This window comes from Paraburkholderia saeva (assembly GCF_907164555.1).
In the GTDB taxonomy this organism is placed as follows: Bacteria; Pseudomonadota; Gammaproteobacteria; order Burkholderiales; family Burkholderiaceae; genus Paraburkholderia; species Paraburkholderia saeva.
The window spans coordinates 591,909-617,272 of record NZ_CAJQZC010000002.1 but is presented as its reverse complement, the minus strand read 5'-3'; the positions used below and the strand labels follow the sequence as shown (position 1 = coordinate 617,272).

Genomic DNA, 25,364 nt, shown 5'->3' with positions numbered 1-25,364 from the left:
CCGTGGCGTGATGGCCGGGGCGGCGCCATCGGCATGTCCGCCATCGCGGCGCGTGACCCTGCCAGCAAAGCCCTGTCCGGCGTGCAAGTCGGCGCTTTTCCGTTCAGACGGATTTTAGCAGGTGCTAATATGTCCAATGAGATACCCGGCCACAGCCGGGGCCGCCGGCTCGCGCGAAAGCGCCGGTGGGACTAGCGCGGACGCGTTCGGAGCGGCGCCGCACGCGCGGATCCAACAAAACGAAAAGGGAAATGTCATGTTGATTACTTTCAAATGCCACGCCTGCCCGGACGTAGTGATGCTGGAGAACCTCGCCCAGTATCTGGTCGGTATCGTCGGCAAGCGGCTGGGTGAGCGCGGCGTCATCGCGCACGATGAGCTCGACACCGCCATCACGAAACTCGAAGCCGCGATTCAAACGGACAAGAAAGAACGCGCCGAGCACGAAGGCCACTTCCACGAAGGGGAAGAAGGCCACGATCGCCATGAGATTCCGATCGGCCTCGCGCAACGCGCGTTCCCGTTCCTCGACATGCTGCGCGCGGCGCAGAAGGAAAATACAGACGTCCTCTGGGGCATCTGACGGCACTGGCGGCGCGCCAGTGTGCTGACCTGACCGTACGCGCTGATGGCGCGGGATGCCATCGTGCGCATCGATTTCACCGGACAAAAAAGAGCCCGCTTGCCGCGGGCTCTTTCATTTGCTGCTGACGGATCGCCGGTACGCTTACTGGCTGGCGGCGTCGGCCGGTGCGGCCATCGGTGCCGAGGCGCCCTTCTTGGCCTTCTTCGGCTTCTTCACGTGCTTCTGGGTGGGCGGCGAGTACGAACTGACCGCACTCGCCTGGGCCGGGGCCGCCGGCTGTTGCGCCAGCGCTACCGAAGCGCCGGCAGCGAGTGAAAGTCCAGTCAACATCAGCATCAGCTTCTTCATGCGAGTTTTCTCCGTGACGGTTGCAAGTCATTGAACCGACGCGTTTTTTGGCCGCGTCTGGCAGGGTCAGGCTACCGCAGTCTACAAAGCCGAAAATTAAGCTGCGTGAAATATTCAGCTTATATGCGCAACGATATAGTCCGTCTGGCGCGGGCTGCCCTTACAGCTGGGGCGCGAGCGCCCGGCGGGCGTCGGCGGCCGACAGGCTGGCGCGCCGTGCATAGTCCTCCAGCTGGTCCTGGCCGATCTTGCCGACCGAGAAATACGTGCTGTCCGGATGCGCGAGATAGAAGCCCGACACGCTTGCCGCCGGCAGCATCGCGAGCGATTCGGTCACGCTCATGCCGATGTCGCCGCCCTGCAGATAGTCGAACATGTCGCGTTTGACGAGGTGGTCCGGGCACGCCGGATAGCCTGGCGCCGGGCGGATGCCCTTGTACTTTTCGCCGATCAGATCGTCGTTGGAGAGCGTTTCGTCCGTTGCATAGCCCCACAGGTCGCGCCGCACGCGGGCGTGCATCGCTTCGGCGAACGCTTCCGCGAAGCGGTCGGCCAGCGCCTTCAGCATGATCGCGCTGTAGTCGTCGTGGTCCTTCTCGAACTGCTTTTCCTTCACGTCGACGCCGATTCCGGCCGTCACCGCGAACATGCCGATGTAGTCGGCGACGCCCGAATCCTTCGGCGCGATGAAATCGGCGAGCGACCGGTTCGGCCGCATCACGCCGTCGACGACCGGGCGCACGCTCTGCTGGCGCAGGTTGCGCCAGGTCAGCGCGACCTCCGAGCGGGATTCGTCGGTGTAGATCTCGATGTCGTCGTCGTTCACGGTGTTGGCGGGCAGCAGTGCGATCACGCCGTTGGCCTGCAGCCAGCGGCCCTGGATCAGGCGCGCGAGCATCGACTTGCCGTCGGAAAACACCTTGCGCGCCGATTCGCCGACGATCTCGTCGTTCAGGATCGCCGGGTACGGACCCGCGAGATCCCACGTCTGGAAGAACGGGCCCCAGTCGATATAGGCGGCCAGCTCGTTCAGGTCGAAATTCCTGAACACACGGCGGCCGATGAACTTCGGCTTCACCGGTTGATAGCCGCTCCAGTCGATCTTCGTCTTGTTCGCGCGCGCTTCGGCCAGTGTGACCATCGGCTGCGCCTTCTTGTTCGCGTGCTGGTCGCGGATACGGTCGTAGTCTGTCTTGAGGTCTTCGAGGTACTTTGCCGCGCCCTGGTCGGACAGCAGGCTCGATGCCACCGAAACCGAACGCGATGCGTCCGGCACGTACACCACCGGCCCTTCGTAATGCGGCGCGATTTTCACGGCCGTATGCACGCGCGACGTCGTCGCGCCGCCGATCAGCAGCGGAATCTTCTTCACGCGGAAGTAGTCGTCGCGCTGCATTTCCGACGCGACGTACGCCATCTCTTCGAGACTCGGCGTGATAAGGCCCGACAGACCGATGATGTCCGCGCCTTCGACTTTCGCCTTCGCAAGGATGTCGTTGCACGACACCATCACGCCCATGTTGACCACTTCGAAGTTATTGCACTGAAGCACCACTGAAACGATGTTCTTGCCGATGTCGTGCACGTCGCCCTTGACCGTGGCGATCACGATCTTGCCTTTCGCGCGCACGTCGCCGCCGGCTTCGGCCAGCAGTTTCTTTTCTTCTTCGATGAACGGAATCAGGTGCGCGACGGCCTGCTTCATCACGCGCGCCGACTTCACGACCTGCGGCAGAAACATCTTGCCCTGACCGAACAGATCGCCGACGACGTTCATACCGTCCATCAGCGGACCTTCGATGACATTGATCGGACGGCCGCCGTCGGCCGCGATCTTCGCGCGCGCTTCTTCGGTATCTTCGACGATGAAGTTCGTGATGCCGAGAACGAGTGCGTGTGCGAGGCGCTTCTCGACCGGCTGGTTGCGCCATTCGAGGTTCTCTTCTTTCTTCGCTGCGCCGGTTTTGAATTTATCGGCGATTTCGAGCAGACGGTCGGTGCCATCGGCGCGACGGTTCAGCACGACGTCTTCGACGCGATCGCGCAGTTCCGGATCGAGGTCGGCATACACGCCGAGCTGGCCGGCGTTGACGATGCCCATGTCCATACCCGCCTGGATCGCGTAGTAGAGGAACACGGTGTGGATCGCCTCGCGCACCGGATCGTTGCCGCGAAACGAGAACGAGACGTTCGACACGCCGCCGCTCACCTTCGCGTACGGCAGGTTCTCTTTAATCCAGCGCGTCGCGTTAATGAAGTCGACCGCGTAGTTGTTGTGTTCTTCGATGCCGGTCGCAATCGCGAAGATGTTCGGATCGAAGATGATGTCTTCCGGCGGAAAGCCGACCTCGTTCACGAGGAAGTCGTATGAGCGCTTGCAGATCTGCGTCTTGCGTTCGAACGTATCGGCCTGGCCTTTTTCGTCGAACGCCATGACCACGGCTGCCGCGCCGTAACGGCGAATCAGGCTCGCGTGATGACGGAACGCTTCTTCGCCTTCCTTCAGCGAGATCGAGTTCACGATGGCCTTGCCCTGCACGCACTTCAGGCCGGCTTCGATCACTTCCCACTTTGACGAGTCGATCATGATCGGCACGCGCGCGATGTCCGGCTCGGAGGCGATCAGGTTCATGAAGCGGACCATCGCCGCCTTCGAATCGAGCATCGCCTCGTCCATGTTGACGTCGATGACCTGCGCGCCGTTCTCGACCTGCTGCCGCGCGACCGCGATCGCATCGTCGAACTGATCGTTCAGGATCATTCGCGCGAACGCCTTTGAGCCGGTTACGTTGGTGCGCTCACCAACGTTGATGAAGAGCGTGCCGGACGTGACGTTGAACGGCTCGAGGCCGGAGAGGCGCATGGTGTGATCGGTCATGTCTTGTGCCTGATTCGGTTGCGTGCTGCGGTGTTGGCTTGTTACGTACGCGTTGTCCGGGCTAAGCCCGACAACGCGCCGGACAACGGATGGGCGTGTCAGGCCGCGTCGCGGTACTGCGTTGGCCACTTGCGCGGCTTGATGTCGGCCAGCGCCTTCGCGATGGCGGCGATGTGCTCCGGCGTCGTGCCGCAGCAACCGCCCGCAATGTTCACGAGCCCGGCCTGCGCGAATTCCTTTAGCAGCCCGGACGTATCGGCGGGCAGTTCGTCGAAGCCGGTATCGCTCATCGGATTCGGCAAGCCCGCATTCGGATAGCACGACACATACGTATCGCAGAGCTTCGAAAGCTCGGCGATATACGGACGCATCAGCGCCGCGCCGAGTGCGCAGTTGAGGCCAAACGTGAGCGGCTTCGCGTGACGCAGCGAATTCCAGAAGGCCTCGACCGTCTGGCCGGACAGGATGCGGCCCGATGCATCGGTCACGGTGCCGGAGATCATGATGGGCAGACGCTCGCCCGTGTCCTCGAACAGTTCGTCGAGCGCGAACAGCGCGGCCTTGGCGTTCAGCGTGTCGAAAATGGTTTCGACGAGGAACAGGTCGACGCCGCCATCGAGCAGCGCCTTCGCCTGTTCGTAGTACGCGGTGCGCAGTTCGTCGAACGTGACGTTGCGTGCGCCCGGATCGTTTACGTCTGGAGAAATGCTTGCGGTTTTCGGCGTCGGCCCGATTGCGCCCGCAACGAAGCGCGGCTTGTCGGGCGTCGAGTATGTGTCGCAGGCTGCGCGCGCGAGCTTTGCCGATTCGAGGTTCATTTCGATCGCGAGACTTTCCATGCCGTAGTCGGCCTGCGCAATACGGGTTGCGCCGAAAGTGTTGGTTTCGAGAATGTCGGCGCCCGCAGCGAGGTACTGCTCGTGGATCTCGCTGATGACCTGCGGCTGCGTGATCGAGAGCAGCTCATTGTTGCCCTTGATGTCGCGACCGTAGTCCTTGAAACGCTCGCCGCGATAGCCCGCTTCGTCGAGCTTGTAGCGCTGGATCATCGTGCCCATCGCGCCGTCCAGGATCAGGATGCGCGATTTCAGGAGTTCTGGCAGCGCGGTGCCGCGCGTGTAGGCCGCAGCGGAGCGTTCTGGAGCAACGGGTTGGGCAGGCTGGTTCATGGCTGGCAAGGCTTGCGCCTGAAAGATGCGGTAAACGCGTCATTGTAGCCGGAGCGGCATGCCTTCGCCCTCGAGGGGCATGTGCGATGTCGTCTGGCGCGCGGTTTTCACGCGGCAAAAGAAAAACCCCGTCCGGCATGCCGGACGGGGTTTCGAGGAAGTGTCGCCCGGGCGACGCCTAGTGGAGGATCACCGGTTGATGCATCAGGCTGTCGAACTGGCCAAGGAATTCGTCCACTTCGTCGAGCGACGGTTCTTCTTCAATCAGTTTCTGTACGTGTTCGCGAAAGCGTGCCGCCATTGCACCATCAATGTAGATTTCGCGCTGCATGGTCTTGTCAACAATCTCGTAGCCACCGGAACGCATGGCGAGGTGGCCGTCTTCCGGCGGGAACTCGACAACACAATAGTTGGGGCTGTTGTAGATCATCTGCATGGCGACACTCCTTATTTCCGTTGGCTCCTGGCCATTCCTGCGCCGTAGATGGAGCATATGGTGTGGAATTCAAGGGGTGGACCCGGAGTAACGCGGGTGAAAGGTCCGGATCTACAGTTTAGACCCCAGCGGCAAGAAACGTTTCAAGTAACGCGGCAAAACGGTGCGATTGTTCAACCGGTGCAAGATGGGCGGCTTCCAGCAGCTCGAAACGGCAGCCGGGAATGGCATTTGCAAGAGCCTGCGTGGCGGCCGGCAATGTGCCGGTATCGTAGCGCCCAGCAACGGCCAGCGCGGGTTTGTCGATTCGTTTGACGTCCTCGCTCACGTCGAAATCGCGCAATGCTTCGCACGCGAGTGCGAATCCTTCGGTGTGTGTTCGCAACAACACTTCACCGATCTGTTCAACGGCTTCCGGATGCGCTTTCTGGAAGTCGGGGGTCAGCCAGCGGCTCAATGTCGCAGGAACGAGTGCGGACATACCTTCGCGACGTGCCGTGGCGGCGCGCTGATCCCATATGGCACGGGCTTCTGGCGGCGTGCTGCTCACCGTATCGGCAAGCGTCAGCGAATCAATGCATGATGGATGATCGAGTGCGAACTGCTGCGCGATCATGCCGCCCATCGACATACCGACGAGATGGGTATGTGACGCACCGAGCGCCTCGAGTAGCGCGGCGAGATCGCGGGACAGATCGGCAATGCTAAACGGCTGGTTGGGAACAGCGGTATGACCGTGCCCGCGCACGTCGTAGCGAAGCACGGTGTAGTCGTCGCGGAAATAGCCCGCGAGCTGATCCCAGACCGAGAGATCGCCGCCCAGCTGGTGAATGAAGGTGAGCCATGGGCCACCCCCTTCGTTGCTCAGGACATAGCGGGTTTCGAGGCCGTTGATGTTCAGTTGCATAAAGGCTCCATCGATATACATGCGGTGGGTGGTCTGCTGCGCGCGTGAGGCTGTCTGTCTTTCGCACCTGTTCGGCCGGCACCGACAGGTCGCGACGGGTCTCGAGGTCCGCGCGGGCAAACGTGCGTTGCACAGTATGCGAGTGAACCGTCGGCGAGAAGTTTCTGAAATCCTGGGAAAACTTCGCTGCACTCAGGGTTTTTCGATGGTGCCGCCTGGGCCGTTTGATAGTGCGGATGGGTTGGATGTGTCGTCGTTGCCTGTTTCGTTGTTCTCGCCGGTCGGAGCCGGCGCGATCGTTTCGCCGTTTGAATCGGGCGCGGGAATCCTGCCGCGCCAGCGCAGTTCGATCTGCGTGCCGTTCGGTTCGGTCTGCACGAGCCGCACAGGCAACCAGCCAAGCGATGGCGCAAGCCATACATCGATGCGTCGCCGGTCGCCTTCGCGTCGCGGCAGACGCATGAAGTGACGCGCCTCGACGAAGCCGTCCGGCACGCGCACGCTTTCGTCACCGATCGTTTCGATGGGCCAGATTTCGCCGCTATCGTTGTCCGCGACATAGAACTCGCGCGTGACACCCGGTCGGTACGCGGCGGGGTCACCGCGCACAAGGCTCGCCAGTTGCATGATCATGCTGAAGCGATCCTGCGCGCCGTCGGGTAGGGCAAGCGTGGTCGGTGTGCGCGTGAACGCGATTTTCCTGTCAGCGTGATTGAAGATCGTCACGTCTTCGGCGCGACGGCCGCGTTTTTCGATGTACTGGTCAGGTGCGATGCCGAACGCGTCGACGTGGCCGTGACTCGCGTAGCTGAAGGTGCCGACGAACGGCAGCGGTACCGAAACGATCATCTCGTAGGTGTGGCCGTCGCTCATCCAGTGGATGGTGCCCGGCTGGTTACGCACGCCGTTGTAGAAGGTGTCGTACTGGAGATCGCCCGAGGGCGGCACGGAGAACTTCACGCCCTGCGATGCCTGCGCGCTCCCTGTTTCCGATGCGGCACTCGCAGCGGCCGCGACGCCGGTTGACGAGGCGGGCGATGCAGCCGGTACCGTTTCAGATGAAGCGGCATCGGGCGTGCTGTCGGCGGCCGGTGGCGCTGTTACGGCATGCCTGGTTGCGGGGCGTGTGATGGTCAGCACATGCGCGCTCCGCGCGCGTGTGCGGGCAGCGCGAGCGGGCGCAGCCGATGGCAGCCTGGTGTTCGCGGGCGCCTGTTCGACGCGCTCGGCCTTGAGCAGTGCGACCTGCACGGGCGCATGGTCCGGTTCGAGTGGCTGTGCAGCACTGCGATGACGCTCGACCCATTCCGCGGCGATCCAGTGCAGCACCAGCACGAGAAGCAGCACGCCAATCCAGCGCAAGGCGCGCGGTGTGCGTTCAGGACGGGAAGCGGCAGATTGCGACAACATCGATACGTGTGGACCGGTGAGTGTGGGTGCGTGGATCAGCGGGGCTGCGCGCTGTAACCCAGTTCATACGACAGCTTCGCCGCGCATTCGCGCATTGCCGTGTCGACTGTCCCATTCCAGCGGATATCAAACGCGCCTTCATGTCCAAGCGCGATCAGACCCAGCGCGAGATCGCCGGTCGAATCGAATACCGGCATACAGAACGCATGAATATTGGGCAGCAGCATACCCTCGACGCGTGCCGCGCCGTGTTCACGCACGTCGGCCAGCGCGGCCTCGACATCTTCGTGCGTGCGCAGCGCGTGCGCCCAGGTTGAGCGTCGCGAATCGGCAAGCTCGCGCTCGATCATCGCACCTGTCTTGCTGCGGGGCAGCCAGGCGGCGAACAGCAGACCCGTTGCGGAGCCGAGCAGCGGCATCACATCGCCTAACTTGAGCGACGCTTTCGCTGGATGACTCGATTCCATCCAGTGCACGACAGTCGGCCCCTGATTGCCCCACACGGCGATGCCGACCGTGAAATCGAACTGGTCGCGCATTTCGGCCAGCGCGATGCGCGCGAGCTTCACGCCGTCGACGCGCGCCAGTCTCGCGAGACCCAACTGCAATGCAAAGCCGCCGAGCTCATAGCGCCCGGACAGCGGATCCTGGGCGACCACGCCAAGTCGCAGGAAGCTCACCAGATAGCGATGCGCTTTCGCCGGACTCATGCCCGCGCGCTGGGCGAGGTCGCGCAGCATCATTGCGCGCGGCTCTTCGGTGAGCACCTCCAGCAGGCGAAACCCGACTTCGATCGACTGGATGCCCGAACGCAGTTTTTCTTCACCGCTCTCGTGCGTGTCGGTTGCGTCGTCGTCGGTGGGATCGATGTCGGTTGAATGCATTGCTCTTGCAGTGAAATCGGACGGAATCGCGCCCGGCGTGTACACGGTAGCGTGTGGAAACAGACAGCGAACGTTAGCAGACTTGCGCCGCCGTCCGCGGTACCGCAGCCCGGCGCGTGAATGCTCACAAATTCCCCGCGTTTGGGCTGCGACGATTCACCATCGTAGAATAGATTCCTTCTATCGTCATCCACACTGCTGAAATCGCCTATGAAACTTGCCACGCTGAAGGACGGCACGCGCGACGGTCAACTGATCGTCGTGTCCCGCGACCTGCACACCGCGGCGATCGCGGACGCGATTGCGCCGACGCTCCAGCGCGTCCTCGACGACTGGACCTTCTATGCGCCGCAACTGATCGATCTGTATGACGCGCTGAATCAGGGCCGCGCCCGCAACACGTTCCAGTTCGATGCGAAAGCCTGTATGGCGCCGCTGCCGCGGGCGTTCCAGTGGGCCGACGGCTCATCGTATGTGAATCACGTCGAACTGGTGCGCCGCGCGCGCGGCGCCGAAATGCCGCCGGAATTCTGGACCGACCCGCTGATGTACCAGGGCGGCAGCGACGACTTCATCGGCCCGAAAGAGGACATCGTGTGCGCTTCGGAAGAATTCGGCATCGACTTCGAAGCCGAAGTGGCCGTCATCACCGGCGACGTGAAGATGGGCGTCACAGCCGAACAGGCGCTCAAGGCCGTGCGCCTCGTGACGCTCGTGAACGACGTTTCGCTGCGCAACCTGATTCCCGCCGAACTCGCCAAGGGGTTCGGCTTCTTTCAGAGCAAGCCGGCGACGTCATTTGCCCCGGTGGCCGTCACGCCCGACGAGCTTGGCGAGCACTGGCGCGAAGGGCGCGTGCATCGTCCAATGATCGTGCACTGGAACGGCAGGAAAGTCGGGCAGCCGGACGCCGGCACCGACATGGTGTTTCATTTCGGCCAGCTGGTCGCGCACGCGGCAAAGACGCGCAACCTGCGGGCGGGCGCGATCGTCGGTTCCGGGACCGTGTCGAACAAGGACGCAAAGCGCGGCTATTGCTGCATCGCCGAGAAACGTTGCCTCGAAACGATCGAACACGGCGCGCCGCAGACCGAATTCATGAAATACGGCGATACCGTGAAGATCGAGATGTTCGACGAAGCCGGCAAGTCGATTTTTGGCTCGATCGACCAGTCGGTCGCGCCGGTCGAAGGGGCGCATTGATCCGTGCTGAGGGAATCCCCGGGTTGGGCGTGATTGACACCGAGGCGACCTTTCAGGAGGGTTTCGCCCGATTACGTCGCATGCAGGCATCGCTACACTGACACACGCGCTGACACGCGCGCGCCTGCACGGCGGCCTGTGCCGCGCGCGCGACGCACGGAAATCTCCGTCGAAACAGGGAATGGCAGTACAAAAACACATTGCCACGGTGAGGAGACTTGCATGCGAATCCGGTCGTTCATTTCCAGATCCGGGCGTCCCCGGACAGCGGTTCACACCGGCGGCCGCGCTGTCCCGGCTCGCGCGCTTCAACGGCTCGCGCTGGGGCTTGCTATCTCGGTGAGCGTTGCGCTTCCTGTCTCCGCGGTAGCCCAGGTGAAGATTGGCGTCGTGCTGTCGCTGACGGGGCCGGCCGCCTCGCTGGGCATTCCGGCGCGCGATACCGTGGCGCTGTTTCCGAAAGAACTGGCCGGCCAGAAAGTCGAATATCTCGTGTTCGACGACGCATCGGACACCACCCAGGCCGTTCAGAACACGAAGAAGCTGATCTCCGAAGAACACGTCGACGCCATCATCGGCTCGTCGATCACGCCGAATACGCTCGCCATGATCGACGTGATCGCCGAAGGGCAGACGCCGACGATCTCGCTTGCTTCGTCGGCGAAGATCATCGAGCCGGTGGACGCAAAGCGTCACTGGATGTTCAAGACGCCGCAAACCGACGCGATGATGGCTTCGGCGATCGCGGAGCACGCCAGCGAACATGGCGTGAAGACGATTGCATACATTGGCCAGGCGGATGCGCTCGGCGAAACCTTTTACGCGGAAGTTGCGAAGTTCGCGCAGCTCCACAAGATCACGGTTGTCGCGAACGAGCGCTTCAATCGCACCGATCCGAGTGTGACGGGCCAGATTCTCAAGATCATGGCGGCGAATCCCGATGCAGTGGTCGTCGGCGCTGCCGGCACGCCCGCGGCACTGCCGCCCAAGACGCTGAAGTCGCGCGGCTACAAGGGCTTGATCTATCACAACCACGGCGTGGGCAATAACGACTTCCTGCGCGTGTGCGGTGCCGACTGCAACGGCACATTCCTGCCGGCGAGCCCGGTGCTGGTCGCAGCGCAACTGCCGGTCGACCATCCGGCAAAGCGGCTCGCGCTCGACTACATCGCCCGCTTCGAGGCCCAGCATGGCGTGGGCAGCGTATCGGCGTTCGGTTCGTACGCGTGGGATGCCGGGCTGCTGCTGGGTAACGCGGTGCCGATCGCGCTGAAGACAGCCGCCCCTGGCACATCCGAATTCCGTCAGGCGCTGCGCGACGCGCTCGAAGCGACGCGCGGCCTCGCGGACACCAATGGTATTGTCAACATGAGCATGACTGATCACCTTGGCCTCGACCAGCGCGCCCGCGTCATGGTGGAGATTCGCGATGGCAAGTGGGTGTATCAGGCGCGCTGAAGCGCGAATGTGCGCCCGTCACGGGACTTGCTCGGGTCCCCTGCAGGATGGTTGCTCTCGCCGCCTTCCGAAACGCATTGTTCTACTGGATCGACTGCCATGTCTCACGATTCGCAAGCCCACGGCACACCCAATCCGGATTTCTACGCCGGTTATCACGCGCTGCGCCTGCGGCGTCATTCGCACGGCATTCTCGAGGTCGTGATGAGTGGCGAAGGCGCGAACAAAAGCGGCCTCGCGACCGCCGATGCGCACATGCATCGCGAACTCGCGGATATCTGGCGTGATATTGACCGCGATCCGGAAGTGCGCGTCGCGGTGATCCGCGGTGAGGGAAAGGGCTTTTCGGCGGGCGGCGATCTCGGGCTCGTCGAGCAGATGGCCACCGATTTCGACGTGCGCACGCGCGTGTGGCGTGAGGCGCGTGACCTCGTCTATAGCGTGATCAACTGCAGCAAGCCGGTGGTTTCCGCAATGCACGGACCGGCGGTCGGCGCGGGGCTTGTCGTGGGATTGCTTGCCGATATCTCGATCGCGGCGAAGAGCGCGCGCATTATCGATGGTCATACGCGCCTTGGCGTCGCGGCGGGCGATCACGCGGCGATCGTGTGGCCGCTCCTGTGCGGCATGGCGAAGGCGAAGTACTACCTGATGCTGTGCGAGCCGGTGAGCGGAGAAGAGGCAGAGCGGATCGGTCTCGTTTCGCTGGCGGTCGACGAAAACGATCTGCTGCCGAAAGCCTTCGAGGTCGCGCAGAAACTCGCGAGCGGTTCGCAGACGGCAATCCGCTGGACGAAGTACGCGCTGAACAACTGGCTGCGCTCGGCGGGACCGACCTTCGATGCTTCGCTTGCGCTTGAATTCATGGGCTTTGCCGGCCCCGACGTGCGCGAAGGGGTAAGCTCGTTGCGCGAGCGCCGCGCGCCCGACTTCAGACGCGGCGATCCGTTCTGATGCCGCTGGCAGCATGGCGTGACGTCCGCGCGATGCGTCCACGTCCTGGCGCGCGGGCCTTTGCGTGAGCACGGTGCCGGGTTTTCTGGCGCGCGGAGACGCGCGGTATGATCGGACGAATCGGGGGCGGCGTTGCCGCGTTCCGCCATTTTCAGGTGCGAGGAGAAAACCAATGACCGATACAACCGGCTCCACGCCGCCCTTTCCCGGCTTCCCGGGTTTTCCGCCCGCTGAAATGCTCGACCGGATGTGGGACATGATGCGGCTAACGCCGTTCGGCTCCGCTTTTCCGGGCGCGCAGGCGGGCGCCGCGCAAGGTCTGGGGCCGTCGCTTTCGATGATGTCCGACATGATGGCGCCGCTCACGAACGTCGAGGAACTCGACAAGCGCATCACCGACATGCGCGCCGTCGAGCAATGGCTGAAGCTGAACCTGAACATGCTCCAATCGGCGATTCAGGCGCTCGAAGTACAGCGCGCGACGCTTGCCACATTGCGGGCGTTCGGCGCGTTCGCGCAGTCGTCGATGAAGCCGGCGGCGACTGCGCCGGGAGCGGCGTCCTCGCCTTCGCCGATGCCATCGTGGATGTCGCAGCCAGTGGCGTCATCGGCTGGACAAACCGATGCCGCCGCAACGAAGTCCACCGAATCCGGAGGAGCGGAGGAAGCGGGTGAAGCCGCGCAAACCCCGCCGTTCGACACCTCGGCGTGGTGGAACCTGCTGCAGTCGCAGTTCAACCAGCTGGCGCAGTTCGCGATGGCGCAGCCGGCGGCAGCGCCGGGCGCAACCGCCACGGCGGAAGATATGGCCGAAGCGGCGCACGATGCCGACGCGCCCGATGCCGCCGGCGCCGCGGCGCCAGCCGGCGAGGCCGCGCCGAAGCCGTCTGGCGCGGTGAAGCGCCCGGCCGCGAAACGCGCGCCGTCGTCGAAAAGTGCTGGCGAAGGCCGCGCCCCGAAGAAAACGCCCGCTTCAGGGGCCTGAGCACAACTGAACGTGCAGTTTTTGCGCTCGCGCAATGCGCGGGCGCAAGTTGCGGCATTGGCGCCACAATCCGGGGCGGCGCCGGCCGTGCCTTCCGCTGAACTGTCACAGGGCCCGTGCTATCATCCTGTAAGCTTTTTTGGGCCCGTTTGCGCGCACTGAAAACAACGACTCGAGCAGCTCGAACCTCCGCCGGCTGGGCCGGCAGCGGGTTCGACGGTGCAGTCCGGCGCGGGCCGGTCCGACCCAGGCATGGTTTTTCCTCACCCACGGTCGACCGATTCAAGAAACTCCGGTTTTCGAAAGTGCACATTTAGCCGCAGGCTTCTTTGCCTGACGGTGCATCTGGACGCCCGATTACCGCGTAAAATTGAATGCTTCCCAGGTCGCGAAAGCGGGCTTAAGGCTCGCTCGCAGCAAACAGATACAAACAGACGTCGTATGCGCAGAACAGGGGTGGGACTATGAACACCATGCTTTATCCGGAACTTTACAAATCGCTCGAATCCGTTCGATGGGACATGGAGAAGGACATTCCGTGGTCCACATTCGATGCGTCGCTGCTCACCGATGAGCAGGCAGCCACCATCAAGATGAACGCGATCACCGAGTGGTCGGCGTTGCCCGCCACGGAAATGTTCCTGCGCGACAACCATCACGACAGCGATTTTTCGGCATTCATGAGCGTCTGGTTTTTCGAAGAGCAGAAGCATTCGCTGGTGCTGATGGAATATCTGCGCCGCTTCAAACCGGAAATGTGCCCGACGGAAGAGGAACTGCACGCCGTGCGTTTCGAATTCGATCCGGCGCCGCCGCTTGAAACGCTCATGCTGCACTTCTGCGGCGAAATCCGCCTGAACCACTGGTATCGCCGCGCGGCTGAATGGCATACCGAGCCGGTTATCAAGCACATCTACGAAACCATTTCGCGCGACGAAGCGCGTCATGGCGGCGCGTATCTGCGCTACATGAAGAAGGCGATGGCACAAACGGGCGATATCGCGCGTGCTGCATTCGCGAAGATCGGCGTGCTGATGGCTTCGGCGCGTCGCACGGAAAAGCCGCTGCATCCCACGAACCTGCACGTGAACCAGGCGCTGTTCCCGCGCGACACGATCCAGTCGCGTCTGCCGGATCCGGAATGGCTCGAACGCTGGCTGGACGAGCAGATCCGCTTCGACGACGGCTGGGAAAAGAAGGTGGTCGAGCGCATTCTGCACAACCTGTCGATCCTGTTCGAGCGCACGTTCACGACGGCGCAGGAACTGAACCGCTACCGCAAGGAAGTGGTGACGCGTCTTCAGGCAGAGCAGGGTGCCGGCGCACCGCAGCAACAACCGGCCTGACGCATCGCGCTGGCCCGATCCGTTCGTTTCGTGACGATCGCATTGGGCACGGCCAGGAATCGAAACGGCCCGGCAAGCGCAAGCTTTCCGGGCCGTTGTTCCTGCTGGCGTCCAGGTGCTGCGATCAATCCGGAACCGGGACGCGCAATCCTGTTTTTCAACGAACCGGCGTCGGCGTGCATTGCAGTCACGCCGCGTTCATCTTTCTGATTTCCTCGCCATGCCAGCCATTTTCGAACGCAAGATCATGACCCGCGACGCGCTCGCACCGTTGCGTCCTTCACTGACGGGGCCGGTGGTGTTCACGAACGGCGTGTTCGACATCCTGCATCGCGGGCACGTCACCTATCTCGCGGACGCGAAGGCGCTAGGGGCAACGCTGATTGTCGGCGTGAACAGCGATGCGTCGGTGCGCATGCTCGGCAAGGGCGACGATCGCCCGATCAACAATGAATCCGACCGCATGGCGCTTCTCGCCGCGCTCGAAAGTGTCGACTGGGTGGTGCGTTTCGAAGAGCAGACGCCGGTTGCGCTGATCGAAGCGCTACGTCCGGACGTACTGGTGAAGGGCGGCGACTACGACATGGACGTGTTGCCCGAATCCGCTCTTGTGCGCGGCTGGGGCGGCCGTGCGCTCGCGATTCCGTTCGAGCACGACCGCTCGACCACCGCGCTGCTCAAGAAGGTGCGAACGCCCGGTTGATGTGGCGAGCGGCGCTGCCCGCGCCGCCTGCTGCTTACTGCGTCAAGGCCGACGCCGCGATCGGCGCAGCGGGCGCCGGTTCGCCGACTACCGCCTGATCGGCCGCGTCGGCGGCTGTCATCGGTCGAACCTGTAACGATTCCGCGTGAATCTGGCGGCTCACGTGATTCGGCTCGCGCAGCCCGGCGGACGGCAGCGGTCCGAACACGCCGCGCAGGGCGACAAACGCCAGCATGTTGGCAAGAAACAGGATGGCGATCAGCCAGCGCAGCATCGTCGGGTTCTCCGTCGGCAAGTAGTTTGGGTCAGATCAGCTTTGGCCGGCGCCGCTGCCTTCGGCAGCAATCAGCGCGAGGCCGGCCAGTACAAGCGAATCGTGGCGAGTATGCGGCACCTTGAGCGCCGCTGTCACCTCGTCTGCGGCGCCGCCGCCGGTCACGAGCCGCACCGGCACCTTCCAGGCATCGCTCAGGTCGTTCCACATGCGCTCGATCAGACCCGCCTGCGCGAGCGCGCAACCGGCCGACAGCGAACGCGGCGTATCGGTTGCAAACGACGGCCCGCGACGCGTGCCTTCGCCCTGGTCCAGCAAGTCACGGGCGGCGAGCGCATCGAGCGTTGGCAGCTGCGCCGTATGTTCGCCAAGCGAGCGCATCATCAACGACCAGCCAGGCGCGATCACCCCGCCGACAAACGTGCCATCGGCGCTCAGTGCTTCGAGCGTCGTCGCGGTGCCGAACGTCGCGATGAGAAGCGGCTCGCCGGGAAACGCGGCGTGTGCCCCGATCAGGCCGGCCCACCGGTCGCTGCCAAGCGACGACGGCGTCGTATAGCCATTGGTCACGCCGCACTGCCGCGCGACGGCGCGAATCGTCGTGCGCGGGAGCGCCGGCCAGTGCGCTTCAATCAGCCGGTCAATCCGCTGCGCGACAACTTCACCTGCGACGTTCGAAATCCAGGCGCTTCCCGGCACAGGCAACGCGGACCAGTCCGGATCATCCGCAGCCGTACCCGTGTGTGCCGCGCCGTGTGCAAAGGCGCCGCTCTTCAGCGCCGTGCCGTCGCGGTGTACCAGCGCCCACTTGATCCGGCTGTTTCCGGCGTCGACCAGCAAAAAAGGCTTGCCGCTCATGCGACGCCGTCTGCAAGGCGCAGCGACACGTCGCCCGTCGAGATAGCCTCGCGGCCCGTCGCGGTGTCGAGCAGCAGTAGCCCGTTGTCGTCGACGCCCGCGGCCACGCCGCGCATCACTTCCACGCCCTGCTCGATCAGCACGACTTCGCGCCCCGCGTACCCGTGGCAGGCGTTCCAGCGCGCGCGGAACGGCGCAAAGCCTTCCGCCGCGAAGCGCTGCAGCGCCGGTTCGAGCGCGTTCAGCTCGGCAGCGAGCGTATCGGTGAGATTCGCGTTCGGCAGCGCGCGGGAGAGGGCGGTCGGGGTCGCACCGCGCGTTTGCGCCGGTGCGCCGGCGTTGAGCGCGCCCACTTTTGCCGCCAGTTCTTCCGCGCCTTTCACGTTCGTGCCGATGCCGATGACGACCGCGCTTGCATCGGCAGTGCTCCACGCCGTCTCGATCAGGATGCCGGCGAGCTTGTCGCCTTCGAAGAGCACGTCGTTCGGCCATTTCAGCGAGATCTGGCCCGGCGCCGCGAGCGGCAGCGAGCGCAGGCCGTCGACGAGCGCGACGCCGACCGCCAGACTCAATCCCGCCAGCCCTTCGAGCGGACGCGGCAGCACGCACGCTACGGAGAACAGGAGCGCGTTGCCGGGCTCGGCGTACCAGGGACGGCCACGGCGGCCTCGCCCGGCAGTCTGCAGATAGGCGACGCGGACCATCGGACGCGGCAGCGCATCCCGTTCGCGTGGCAGCGACTTCAGATGGGCCATCAGGTCGGCGTTGGTCGAGCCGGTTTCTTCGACGATGTCGATAGGCCAGTCGTGCGCGGCCGGTCCAAACAGCGTGACGGCGCGCGCGCGGTCGATGCGCCAGTCGCCGGCTGGCGTGGCGTCGGAGGAAGGTGTGCGGGGATTCATGAGCCGTATTGTAGTTGCCCATTGTCGCAAGTGGGCGCGAGCGAACGTAACCAGGGCGCAAGTGAGCGCTCCCAGACCGCTCAAATGCAGCACGTTCGTTACAATGGCCGCTGACTCCATCAAGCGAACCAGCGATCCTTGAACTACGACACTCCGCCCGGCCTCGAAGTCGCGGCTGGCAGCCAGGGAAAGATCGTCCGGCTATCCGGCCAGTGGACGGCGCTTGCGCTCGCCCGCGACCGCAATCGCAGCGGGGCGGTGTTGAGGCTGCGCGCGCTCGCGACCGAGAAGATCGGCCAATGGGACCTGTCGCGGGTCGATCGCATGGATCACGTCGGCGGCCAGGCGCTCTGGCGCGTGTGGGGCCACCGGATGCCCACTGATCTCGTCGAGCTGAATGACACGCAGCGCGAGATCTTCCACCGTATCGCACTGCTCGACTCGGCGCGCGAGAACCCCGACGCGGTTCCGCGCTTCGATCCGTTCACGCGGCTGGGCCTGGCGATCTTTTCGTTCTTCGAGCACCTGTACGGCGGTATCGCGATGTTTGGACGCGTCGTGCTCGACCTGCTCTCCATCGTGCGCAATCCGAAGCTGATTCCGTGGACCGAGATTTCAGCGAACGTCTATAACGCCGGCACGAGAGCGCTGGCGATTACCGCGCTCGTCGCGTTCCTGATCGGGATCGTGCTGAGTTATCTATCGGCGCAGCAATTGCGACTTTTCGGCGCCAATCAGTTCATCGTCAATATTCTCGGGCTCGGGGTGATCCGCGAACTCGGGCCAGTGCTCTCGGCAATTCTGGTGGCGGGTCGCTCGGGTTCGGCCATCACCGCGCAGATCGGCGTGATGCGCGTCACCGAAGAACTCGACGCGATGCGCGTGATGGGTATTCCGCATGGGTTGCGGCTGATCCTGCCGCGCGTGCTCGCGCTTGCCATCGCCATGCCGCTCCTCGTGATGTGGACGAACATCGTCGCGCTGACGGGCGGCGCGCTCGCCGCGAAGATCGTGCTCGGTATTGATATGAGCTACTTCGCGCGGGCGCTGCCGGGCGTCGTGCCGGTCGCGAACCTGTGGATAGGTCTTGGCAAGGGCGTGGCGTTCGGCATGCTGATCGCGATCGTCGGCTGTCATTTCGGGTTTCGCGTCAAGGCGAATTCGCAGAGTCTGGGCGAAGGCACGACCACGTCGGTGGTGACGTCGATCACGGTCGTGATTCTCGCGGACGCTGTGTTCGCGATCCTCTTTCAGAACGTGGGGCTTGGATGACCGCACCACTCGCGACCGCTGTCCGTGACCAGCCGATGCCGGAGATCGCCGAACCGGTCATCGAGGTCCGCAATCTCAGCAAGCGCTACGGGCGCAACATCGTCCACCAGCATCTCGACTTCGAGGTGCGGCGCGGCGAGATCGTGTCGATTGTCGGCGGTTCGGGATCGGGCAAGACGACGCTCGTGCGGCAGATTCTCGGCCTCGAACGGCCGTCGTCGGGAACGATCAAGGTATTCGGCGAAGACACCTCGAAGATCGAGCCGGAAGAGGTGCGTCTCATGCGCAGCCGCTACGGCATGCTGTTCCAGCAGGGCGCGCTGTTCTCGTCGCTGTCGGTGTTCGACAACATCGCGCAGCCGCTGCGTGAGCTGGGCAAGATTCCCGAAGATCTGCTGCGCGACATCGTGATGCTGAAGCTCGAGATGGTCGGTCTGCCCTGCAAGAACGCGTCGAAAATGCCGGCGGCGCTCTCGGGTGGCATGATCAAGCGGGTCGGCATCGCGCGGGCGATCGCGCTCGAACCGGAACTGCTTTTTCTCGACGAACCGACGGCCGGCCTTGATCCGCAGGCGTCGGAAGAGTTCGTCGAGCTGATCAGTACGCTGCATCGCGCGCTCGGGCTCACCGTCGTGATGGTCACGCACGATCTCGACACGATGGTCGCGCTGTCGACGCGCGTCGCCGTGCTGGCGGACCGCAAGGTGCTGGTCGCCGCGCCTGTCGAAGAGGCCGCGGGCGTCGATCATCCATTTATCCGCGAGTATTTCCTTGGACTGCGCGGCCGGCGCGCGTTGCAGGCGCTGCCGCCGGAGCGGCGCGCGAAGCTGCCGGCGGCAGCGCTCGAACCGGCATCGGCCGAAGTCCAGTTGTGAACCCGGGAACCTGACCATGGAAAACAAATCGCACGCCTTCTGGGCCGGGCTCTTCACCGTCGTGCTGGTGGTCGCGATCGGGATCGCGGCGTTCCTTTTTAACGTCGACCGCTCCGTGCGCGAACCGTACGACCTGATTGCGCGCACGAACGTGACGGGCCTTTTTACCGATGCCGCCGTGCGATATCGAGGACTCGACGTCGGCAAGGTGCAGTCGATCAAGTTCGACCGCACCCATCCGGGGCAGATCCTGATCCGCATCATGGTCGACAGGAACGCGCCGATCACGCATTCCACGTACGGCAGCCTCGGCTTCCAGGGTGTGACCGGCATCGCGTTCATCCAGCTCGACGACACCGGCAAGGATCCGTCGCCGCTCCCGTCGACGCCGAAACAGATCGCGCAGATTCCGATGCGCCCCGGCCTGCTCGACCAGTTGCAGCAGCGCGGCGATATCCTGCTGCGCAAGCTTGAACGGGTCGCGAACGACGTTGATGAACTGCTGTCGCCCGAAATGCGCGCGCAGCTGACGGCGACCGCCGCAAGCCTGCAGCACGCCGCGGATGGCGTCGCGACCTTAAGCCAGCAGATGGCGCCCGCAGCCGCTAAACTGCCGTCGACGTTAAACCAGCTGGATCGCACGCTGGCATCGACGAACCAGCTGGTCACCGGCCTGAACCGGCCCGATGGCCCGCTCGAAAGCAATCTGAACAAGGTCGGCACCGCGGCGCAGCAGGCCGGCATCGCGCTGACGTCGATCAACGAGACCGTACAGGAGCTGTCGGCGCGCGTCGGTTACGACACGCTGCCGCACGTAAGCACACTGGCCGACGACGTGCGCAGCGCAGCGCGCTCGGTCGACCGTGCCGCCGATACGTTCAGCAACAACCCGCGCAGCGTCCTGTTTGGCGCTGCGCCGGCCGCGCCGGGCCCCGGCGAGCCAGGCTTTGCCTGGCCCGTGGCCCACGCCACGAAATGACTGACAAGGAACATTGCGATGCCACGCTCGCTCAGGCCCTTTAAGCACACACACCGCTCTTTACCGTCCGGCGCCGCGATTGCGCTCGTTCTCGCGCTCGCCGTGCTGTCGGGATGCGCCGGCAATCCGGCGGCGCTCTCCGATATCCGCTACGACCTCGGGCCGCCTTCGACGGACGGCTCGGTGGGCACCATGCCCGCCATCAAGGTGCTCGACGTCGAAGCGCCCGAAACCCTCGGCTCCGTCAAACTCAATTACCGGTTGAGCTACAGCGACGCGCAGCAGCTCTCCGCGTACGCAAACAGCCACTGGACGATGCCACCCGCGCAACTGCTGACGCAGCGTCTGCGCTCGGCGCTCACTTCGCGCGGCGCCGTGCTGACGGGCGCCGACAGCGTGCGCGCGCCGGTGCTGAAAGTGGAGTTGCAGGAGTTCGAGCAGGTGTTCGACGGCCAGTCGGAAAGCCACGGCGCCGTGACGGCCCGCGCCACGCTGTTCCAGAACGGCAAGGTCATCGGCCAGCGCACGTTTTTTTCGCGCGTGCCGGCGAGTTCGCCGGATGCGGCGGGCGGCGCGCGCGCGCTTGCCGCCGCCAGCGACGAAATCGTCTCGCAGATCAGCGCGTGGCTCGGCGCACAGCCGCTCGTCGCCGCGCAATGACCATGGCGCGGCGCACGTTCCGGAGCGCTGGATGTCGGTGAAGTCCTGGCAGCGCCGCCCGTCGGCGTTCGCAAGACAGGCGCTCGCGCTGTATGGGGCCCTGATCGTGTACGGCTCGCTGTATCCGTTCACCGGCTGGCGCTCGCTGGGGCTCGGGCCGCTTGATTTCCTGTTCGATCCGCTTCCGCAATACCTCACGGCCTTCGATGTCGTCACGAATGTGCTCGGCTATATGCCGTTCGGCGCGCTCGTCGTGCTCGCGGTGTATCCGCGCTGTCGCGGATCGCTCGCCGTCGGCGTCGCATTCGTGCTGGGCGCGTTGCTCTCCGGCACGATGGAAGCCATTCAGACGTATCTGCCGACGCGCGTCGCATCGAATCTCGATCTGGCCGCGAACGCGCTCGGCGCGCTGCTCGGCGCGGCGCTGATGGCGCCGGCGACGGGCCCGCTCCTCGATCGCGGCGTCCTGCGGCGCATGCGTTTCCTGTGGTTCCATCGCGATGCGGCCGCGCTGCTCGGACTCGCGCTGCTATGGCCGTTCGCGACGATGTATCCGGCGCCGCGCCTCTTCGGCGTCGGCGACTGGCCGCGTGAACTATGGTTGCGCTTCGATTCGACGATGCAGGACGCGCTTCTCGCGTGGACGCCCGAGCGCTGGCAGGTGTCCGCGTGGCCCGAACGCGTTGCCGCCTGGCTGCCGGACGACGCCTGGGAAGCCCTGATCACCGCGCTCAGCCTGTTCGCCGCGTGTGCGCTGGCGTCGCTGCCGGTGCGCGATCGCGCGCCACGCGTGCGGCTGCTGCTGACGTTTGTCGCCGTGACGCTCTTCGTGAAAGTCGGCGCCACGTTCCTGCAGTCGCAGACAGGCCTCGCGTTCGACTGGGCGACGCCCGGCGCGCTGACCGGCCTGCTGTGCGGCGTGCTCGCCGGCCTGCTTGCGCTCAGCCTGCCGCCGGCGGGGCGCGCGACGCTCGCCGCGGTCGCGCTCGTGCTGATGCTGGTGTTTGGCAACCTGCTGCCGGTGAATCCGTACTTCGATATCGTGCTCGCCGACTGGCGTCAGGGCCGCTATCTGCATTTCAACGGCCTTGCACGCTGGCTCGCGTGGATGTGGCCGTACGCGGCGCTCGTGTGGCTCGCGTTTTCGGCCGAGCGCGCGTGGTTCTCGCGGGGCCGCGCCAGCGGCTGACGGACGCGCTCGTTATAATCGTCCGGACCCAGCGCCCCTATGGCGGACCCGCATACACGTCCGCGTCACGTATCCAGACACTTTCTGCCCACTCCCCGGCCACCATGGACTCTTTCTACAAGTACCACGTGTTTTTCTGCCTCAACCAGCGTGAGCCCGGCGCGACGCGGCCCAGCTGCGCGAACTGCAACGCACAGGCGATGCAGGAATACGCGAAGAAACGCGTGAAGCAGCTCGGTCTCGCGGGCCCCGGCCAGGTGCGTATCAACAAGGCAGGTTGCCTTGAACGCTGCGAAGAAGGCCCGACAATCGTCGTCTATCCCGAAGGCACCTGGTACACATACGTCGACGAAGCCGATATCGATGAAATCGTCGATTCGCATCTGGCGAACGGCAAGGTCGTCGAACGCCTGAAAATCTGATCCGCCCATGAACGTTCACACGAAAAAATTCCTGATCGACGGCCCGGTCGGCAAGATCGAAGTGGCCGTCGACACACCTGATGAAGCACGCGACAAAGGCGCGGTACCGCGCGGCATCGCGCTCGTCGCGCATCCGCATCCGCTCTTCGGCGGCACGATGGACAACAAGGTCGCGCAGACGCTCGCACGCACGCTCGTGCAGCTGAACTACGTGACGTATCGCTCGAATTTTCGCGGCGTCGGGCAGACCGAAGGAGAGCACGACAAGGGCGTCGGCGAACGCGACGATCTGCGCGCCGTGCTCGATTTCATGCGCGCGCAGGAAGGGCAGGCGGATCTGCCGCTCGTGCTCGCGGGCTTTTCGTTCGGCACCTTCGTGCTCTCGCACGTGGCCGCGCGGCTGAAGGAAGAAGGTCACGCGATCGAGCGCATCGTGTTCGTCGGCACGGCGGCAAGCAACTGGGAAGTTGCGCCGGTGCCAGAAAACACGCTCCTGATTCACGGCGAAACCGATGAAACGGTGCCGATCCAGTCAGTTTATGACTGGGCCGCGCCGCAGGAACTGCCGGTCGTCGTGATTCCCGGCGCCGAGCATTTCCTGCATCGCAAGTTGCACATCCTGAAACGGATCATCGTCGACGCCTGGCGGTAAAGCGGTGCCGGTTGAAGCCGGCGCGTATCTGAGACGCCGCAGTAACCGTCGCGCGCGCGATTCCGGGGTACAGGTATGCACAGAATGTGAATTTATCGGCCGTACCGTCGGCGGATTGTCGGATTGCGACGCGTATAATGAGCGCTCTTTTTTGGGCGCAGCGTCGTCTCTCTGTCCGGCTGGATGCCCGCTCGCATCGCCGGATGGCCGATAACGCTGCGCGAACCGATCGCGTGGCCGGAAGTCCAGCGGGCGCCCTACCGCCGAACTGCAGAAGCAGGCGGCGAGCGCCCGCCGACCGGCTCTTCCCATCTGCGTGCCCCCGCGCGCAAAGCACATTTCTGCCCGAATCGATCCTATGCGTTTTTCCTCCTCCGGCACTTCGTCCCCGATGTCACTGACGTCTTTCGCATCTTCTTCGGTCCGCCGCGCGGTTGCGCTCGGCGTCCTGTTGCCCGCAACGCTGGTGGCGAGCACGGCGTTCGCGCAGGTGGCGCCTCCGGGCGTGAACGCGCGCTCGTGGGTGCTCGTCGATGCCACCAGCAATCAGGTGCTTGCCTCGGGCAATCCTGACGAGCGTGTCGAACCGGCTTCGCTCACGAAGCTGATGACCGCGTATCTGGTGTTCGACGCGCTGCAAAAGAAGAAGATCACGATGGACCAGACGATCATGCCGAGCGAAGCCGTGCGCCGCGTGCGTACGGACGAGTCGCGCATGTTCATCGAAGCGAACAAACCGGTTACGGTGCACGATCTCGTGTACGGCATGATCGTGCAGTCGGGTAACGATGCGGCGATCGCGCTGGCCGAACTGGTCGGTGGCAGCGAAGCGCAGTTCGTGCCGCTGATGAACGCCGAAGCGCAGCGCCTCGGCATGAAGAACACGCACTACGCTGACGTGAACGGCATGCCCGATCCGCAGCACTACACGACGGCCGGCGACCTCGCGATTCTCTCGACGCGCCTGATCCGCGATTTCCCGGACTACTACAACATCTTCTCGGTCCGCGAATTCACGTACAACAAGATCAAGCAGCCGAACCGCAACCGTCTGCTGTGGCTCGATCCGACCGTCGACGGTCTGAAGACCGGTCACACGCAGGCCGCCGGCTATTGCCTGATCGCCACGGCAAAGCGCCCGCTGCCGGGTTCGCCCGACGCGACGCGCCGCCTCGTCACGGTGATGATGGGCGAGCCGAAGGAACACGATCGCGTGCAGGACAGCCTGAAGATGCTGAGCTACGGCTACACCGCGTATGACACGGTGCGCCTGTACAAGGCCGGTCAGGTGATCGAAACGCCGCACATCTACAAGGGCGCGGCTGACACCATCAAGATTGGTGTGAAGACCGACCAGTACATCACCGTGCCGAAGGGCGTGGGCGACAAGGCGAAGCCGCTCGTCGAGCGCACGGATCCCCTGATCGCCCCGATCACCGACGGCCAGCAGGTGGGCACCGCGAAGATCGTCGCGGACGGCAAGACGCTCGCGGAATTCCCGGTTGTCGCGCTGCAGACGGTGCCGCAGGCAGGCATCGTCGGACGCCTGTGGGATTCGATGATGCTGATGTTCAACAAGAAGAAGTAAGCTTGAGAAGGTCGATGCGGCGCGTGCCGGCGGTGGTTGCCGCGGCGCACGCGCCGCATCCAAGGCAGATGCAGGCGCCGTATCGTTGATTTAAAGCATGCGGCGCTGGAAGGAGTAAGTGATGGATTCAGCAAACGACTCGCTGTTCGAGTTTCCCTGTGATTTCCCGATCAAGGTGATGGGCAAGTCGCATCCGGATTTCCACGCGACGATCGTGACCGTGATCCGCCAGTTCGACGGCGAATTCGACGCGACGCGCGTCGAAACACGCCCGTCGAGCAGCGGCAACTACACTGGCCTGACGGTCACCGTCCGCGCGCAGAGTCGCGCGCATCTCGACGATATTTATCGCGCGCTCACCGGTCATCCGATGGTGAAAGTGGTGCTTTGATGCGCTGTCGCCGCGCCGGCCTGAGGCGGCGACCC

The 25,364-nt window shown here is 64.1% G+C and carries 26 protein-coding genes; 16 read left to right on the top strand and 10 right to left on the bottom strand.

From position 1 onward, the window contains the following. Positions 1-256 precede the first annotated feature (256 nt). The gene (locus LPA36_RS07045; RefSeq protein WP_228875414.1) at positions 257-583 is read left to right on the top strand and encodes a DUF1840 domain-containing protein; all 327 of its coding nucleotides are present in this window, start codon (positions 257-259) and stop codon (positions 581-583) included. 144 nt (positions 584-727) lie between these two features. Here the strand turns inward: LPA36_RS07045 and LPA36_RS07040 are convergent, their stop codons facing one another. From LPA36_RS07040 to LPA36_RS07010, 7 genes are all read right to left on the bottom strand, one after another. Further along, a complete protein-coding gene (locus tag LPA36_RS07040) occupies positions 728-934 on the bottom strand; it encodes an acid-shock protein (protein ID WP_228875413.1) in 207 nt (68 codons plus the stop codon). 160 nt (positions 935-1,094) lie between these two features. Further along, positions 1,095-3,941 (bottom strand): methionine synthase, encoded by a 2,847-nt coding sequence (gene metH / locus LPA36_RS07035; RefSeq protein WP_228875412.1) that lies wholly within the window; start codon positions 3,939-3,941, stop codon positions 1,095-1,097. Continuing rightward, entirely contained in the window at positions 3,911-4,981 is a 1,071-nt protein-coding gene (locus tag LPA36_RS07030; RefSeq protein ID WP_228875411.1) for a homocysteine S-methyltransferase family protein, read from the bottom strand. The genes metH and LPA36_RS07030 overlap by 31 nt, the downstream gene beginning before the upstream one ends. A gap of 178 nt (positions 4,982-5,159) precedes the next feature. Then, entirely contained in the window at positions 5,160-5,417 is a 258-nt protein-coding gene (locus tag LPA36_RS07025; protein WP_228875410.1) for a BTH_I0359 family protein, read from the bottom strand. Positions 5,418-5,535: 118 nt separating this feature from the next. Beyond that, positions 5,536-6,324: an alpha/beta fold hydrolase gene (locus LPA36_RS07020; protein ID WP_228875409.1), complete on the bottom strand. Its 789-nt coding sequence runs from the start codon at positions 6,322-6,324 to the stop codon at positions 5,536-5,538. A 192-nt stretch (positions 6,325-6,516) separates the two neighbouring features. After that, a complete protein-coding gene (locus tag LPA36_RS07015) occupies positions 6,517-7,734 on the bottom strand; it encodes a DUF3108 domain-containing protein (RefSeq protein ID WP_228875408.1) in 1,218 nt (405 codons plus the stop codon). Between the two features lie 35 nt (positions 7,735-7,769). Continuing rightward, a complete protein-coding gene (locus LPA36_RS07010; RefSeq protein ID WP_228875407.1) occupies positions 7,770-8,618 on the bottom strand; it encodes an IclR family transcriptional regulator in 849 nt (282 codons plus the stop codon). A gap of 210 nt (positions 8,619-8,828) precedes the next feature. Between LPA36_RS07010 and LPA36_RS07005 the strand changes: the two genes are divergently transcribed. The 6 genes from LPA36_RS07005 (at position 8,829) to rfaE2 (ending at position 15,267) form a co-directional block, all read left to right on the top strand. Next, complete coding sequence (locus LPA36_RS07005; RefSeq protein WP_228875406.1) at positions 8,829-9,821, top strand: fumarylacetoacetate hydrolase family protein; 993 nt, start codon at positions 8,829-8,831, stop codon at positions 9,819-9,821. Positions 9,822-10,043: 222 nt separating this feature from the next. Beyond that, on the top strand, positions 10,044-11,279 hold the full coding sequence (locus LPA36_RS07000; RefSeq protein ID WP_228875405.1) for an ABC transporter substrate-binding protein: 1,236 nt from the start codon (positions 10,044-10,046) through the stop codon (positions 11,277-11,279). 99 nt (positions 11,280-11,378) lie between these two features. Next, on the top strand, positions 11,379-12,233 hold the full coding sequence (locus LPA36_RS06995; protein WP_228875404.1) for an enoyl-CoA hydratase/isomerase family protein: 855 nt from the start codon (positions 11,379-11,381) through the stop codon (positions 12,231-12,233). 172 nt (positions 12,234-12,405) lie between these two features. After that, the gene (locus LPA36_RS06990; protein WP_228875403.1) at positions 12,406-13,218 is read left to right on the top strand and encodes a PhaM family polyhydroxyalkanoate granule multifunctional regulatory protein; all 813 of its coding nucleotides are present in this window, start codon (positions 12,406-12,408) and stop codon (positions 13,216-13,218) included. Positions 13,219-13,682: 464 nt separating this feature from the next. Then, on the top strand, positions 13,683-14,564 hold the full coding sequence (locus LPA36_RS06985; RefSeq protein WP_228875402.1) for a ferritin family protein: 882 nt from the start codon (positions 13,683-13,685) through the stop codon (positions 14,562-14,564). Positions 14,565-14,784: 220 nt separating this feature from the next. Beyond that, a complete protein-coding gene (gene rfaE2 / locus LPA36_RS06980; protein WP_228875401.1) occupies positions 14,785-15,267 on the top strand; it encodes a D-glycero-beta-D-manno-heptose 1-phosphate adenylyltransferase in 483 nt (160 codons plus the stop codon). Between the two features lie 34 nt (positions 15,268-15,301). On the opposite strand, the gene LPA36_RS06975 is transcribed toward rfaE2, so the two are convergent. From LPA36_RS06975 to LPA36_RS06965, 3 genes are read right to left on the bottom strand one after another with little or no spacing between them, the layout of a single operon-like run. Beyond that, positions 15,302-15,541 carry a hypothetical protein gene (locus LPA36_RS06975; RefSeq protein WP_228875400.1) on the bottom strand — a complete coding sequence of 80 codons (240 nt, stop codon included), beginning with the start codon at positions 15,539-15,541 and terminating at the stop codon, positions 15,302-15,304. 36 nt (positions 15,542-15,577) lie between these two features. Then, complete coding sequence (locus LPA36_RS06970; protein ID WP_228875399.1) at positions 15,578-16,399, bottom strand: type III pantothenate kinase; 822 nt, start codon at positions 16,397-16,399, stop codon at positions 15,578-15,580. Next, positions 16,396-17,301, bottom strand: coding sequence for a biotin--[acetyl-CoA-carboxylase] ligase (locus LPA36_RS06965; protein ID WP_228875398.1), 906 nt, complete (start codon positions 17,299-17,301; stop codon positions 16,396-16,398). The genes LPA36_RS06970 and LPA36_RS06965 overlap by 4 nt, the downstream gene beginning before the upstream one ends. A gap of 138 nt (positions 17,302-17,439) precedes the next feature. On the opposite strand from LPA36_RS06965, the gene LPA36_RS06960 reads away from it, so the two are divergent. The 9 genes from LPA36_RS06960 (at position 17,440) to LPA36_RS06920 (ending at position 25,329) form a co-directional block, all read left to right on the top strand. Continuing rightward, positions 17,440-18,573 carry an MlaE family ABC transporter permease gene (locus LPA36_RS06960; protein WP_228875397.1) on the top strand — a complete coding sequence of 378 codons (1,134 nt, stop codon included), beginning with the start codon at positions 17,440-17,442 and terminating at the stop codon, positions 18,571-18,573. Further along, a complete protein-coding gene (locus LPA36_RS06955; RefSeq protein ID WP_228875396.1) occupies positions 18,570-19,448 on the top strand; it encodes an ABC transporter ATP-binding protein in 879 nt (292 codons plus the stop codon). The genes LPA36_RS06960 and LPA36_RS06955 overlap by 4 nt, the downstream gene beginning before the upstream one ends. 16 nt (positions 19,449-19,464) lie before the next feature. Further along, positions 19,465-20,427, top strand: a complete 963-nt coding sequence (locus LPA36_RS06950) for an MlaD family protein (protein WP_228875395.1) — start codon at positions 19,465-19,467, stop codon at positions 20,425-20,427. Between the two features lie 18 nt (positions 20,428-20,445). Beyond that, positions 20,446-21,087: an ABC-type transport auxiliary lipoprotein family protein gene (locus LPA36_RS06945; protein ID WP_228875394.1), complete on the top strand. Its 642-nt coding sequence runs from the start codon at positions 20,446-20,448 to the stop codon at positions 21,085-21,087. Between the two features lie 31 nt (positions 21,088-21,118). After that, complete coding sequence (locus tag LPA36_RS06940; protein ID WP_228875393.1) at positions 21,119-22,276, top strand: VanZ family protein; 1,158 nt, start codon at positions 21,119-21,121, stop codon at positions 22,274-22,276. A 104-nt stretch (positions 22,277-22,380) separates the two neighbouring features. Then, complete coding sequence (locus tag LPA36_RS06935) at positions 22,381-22,698, top strand: (2Fe-2S) ferredoxin domain-containing protein (protein ID WP_228875392.1); 318 nt, start codon at positions 22,381-22,383, stop codon at positions 22,696-22,698. A 7-nt stretch (positions 22,699-22,705) separates the two neighbouring features. Continuing rightward, positions 22,706-23,350: an alpha/beta hydrolase gene (locus LPA36_RS06930; protein WP_228875391.1), complete on the top strand. Its 645-nt coding sequence runs from the start codon at positions 22,706-22,708 to the stop codon at positions 23,348-23,350. Between the two features lie 358 nt (positions 23,351-23,708). Beyond that, complete coding sequence (locus LPA36_RS06925; protein WP_228875390.1) at positions 23,709-24,938, top strand: D-alanyl-D-alanine carboxypeptidase family protein; 1,230 nt, start codon at positions 23,709-23,711, stop codon at positions 24,936-24,938. Positions 24,939-25,059: 121 nt separating this feature from the next. Further along, a complete protein-coding gene (locus LPA36_RS06920) occupies positions 25,060-25,329 on the top strand; it encodes a DUF493 family protein (RefSeq protein WP_228875389.1) in 270 nt (89 codons plus the stop codon). The last annotated feature ends 35 nt before the right edge of the window (positions 25,330-25,364 follow it).

Excerpts from the sequence above, each read along its gene's own strand:
- LPA36_RS07045 (WP_228875414.1), top strand. The coding sequence starts at position 257 with ATGTTGATTACTTTCAAATGCCACGCCTGCCCGGACGTAGTGATGCTG.
- LPA36_RS07040 (WP_228875413.1), bottom strand. The coding sequence starts at position 934 with ATGAAGAAGCTGATGCTGATGTTGACTGGACTTTCACTCGCTGCCGGC.
- LPA36_RS07030 (WP_228875411.1), bottom strand. The coding sequence starts at position 4,981 with ATGAACCAGCCTGCCCAACCCGTTGCTCCAGAACGCTCCGCTGCGGCC.
- LPA36_RS07025 (WP_228875410.1), bottom strand. The coding sequence starts at position 5,417 with ATGCAGATGATCTACAACAGCCCCAACTATTGTGTTGTCGAGTTCCCG.
- LPA36_RS07020 (WP_228875409.1), bottom strand. The coding sequence starts at position 6,324 with ATGCAACTGAACATCAACGGCCTCGAAACCCGCTATGTCCTGAGCAAC.
- LPA36_RS07015 (WP_228875408.1), bottom strand. The coding sequence starts at position 7,734 with ATGTTGTCGCAATCTGCCGCTTCCCGTCCTGAACGCACACCGCGCGCC.
- LPA36_RS07010 (WP_228875407.1), bottom strand. The coding sequence starts at position 8,618 with ATGCATTCAACCGACATCGATCCCACCGACGACGACGCAACCGACACG.
- LPA36_RS07005 (WP_228875406.1), top strand. The coding sequence starts at position 8,829 with ATGAAACTTGCCACGCTGAAGGACGGCACGCGCGACGGTCAACTGATC.
- LPA36_RS07000 (WP_228875405.1), top strand. The coding sequence starts at position 10,044 with ATGCGAATCCGGTCGTTCATTTCCAGATCCGGGCGTCCCCGGACAGCG.
- LPA36_RS06995 (WP_228875404.1), top strand. The coding sequence starts at position 11,379 with ATGTCTCACGATTCGCAAGCCCACGGCACACCCAATCCGGATTTCTAC.
- LPA36_RS06990 (WP_228875403.1), top strand. The coding sequence starts at position 12,406 with ATGACCGATACAACCGGCTCCACGCCGCCCTTTCCCGGCTTCCCGGGT.
- LPA36_RS06985 (WP_228875402.1), top strand. The coding sequence starts at position 13,683 with ATGAACACCATGCTTTATCCGGAACTTTACAAATCGCTCGAATCCGTT.
- rfaE2 (WP_228875401.1), top strand. The coding sequence starts at position 14,785 with ATGCCAGCCATTTTCGAACGCAAGATCATGACCCGCGACGCGCTCGCA.
- LPA36_RS06975 (WP_228875400.1), bottom strand. The coding sequence starts at position 15,541 with ATGCTGCGCTGGCTGATCGCCATCCTGTTTCTTGCCAACATGCTGGCG.
- LPA36_RS06970 (WP_228875399.1), bottom strand. The coding sequence starts at position 16,399 with ATGAGCGGCAAGCCTTTTTTGCTGGTCGACGCCGGAAACAGCCGGATC.
- LPA36_RS06965 (WP_228875398.1), bottom strand. The coding sequence starts at position 17,301 with ATGAATCCCCGCACACCTTCCTCCGACGCCACGCCAGCCGGCGACTGG.
- LPA36_RS06955 (WP_228875396.1), top strand. The coding sequence starts at position 18,570 with ATGACCGCACCACTCGCGACCGCTGTCCGTGACCAGCCGATGCCGGAG.
- LPA36_RS06950 (WP_228875395.1), top strand. The coding sequence starts at position 19,465 with ATGGAAAACAAATCGCACGCCTTCTGGGCCGGGCTCTTCACCGTCGTG.
- LPA36_RS06945 (WP_228875394.1), top strand. The coding sequence starts at position 20,446 with ATGCCACGCTCGCTCAGGCCCTTTAAGCACACACACCGCTCTTTACCG.
- LPA36_RS06940 (WP_228875393.1), top strand. The coding sequence starts at position 21,119 with ATGTCGGTGAAGTCCTGGCAGCGCCGCCCGTCGGCGTTCGCAAGACAG.
- LPA36_RS06935 (WP_228875392.1), top strand. The coding sequence starts at position 22,381 with ATGGACTCTTTCTACAAGTACCACGTGTTTTTCTGCCTCAACCAGCGT.
- LPA36_RS06930 (WP_228875391.1), top strand. The coding sequence starts at position 22,706 with ATGAACGTTCACACGAAAAAATTCCTGATCGACGGCCCGGTCGGCAAG.
- LPA36_RS06925 (WP_228875390.1), top strand. The coding sequence starts at position 23,709 with ATGCGTTTTTCCTCCTCCGGCACTTCGTCCCCGATGTCACTGACGTCT.
- LPA36_RS06920 (WP_228875389.1), top strand. The coding sequence starts at position 25,060 with ATGGATTCAGCAAACGACTCGCTGTTCGAGTTTCCCTGTGATTTCCCG.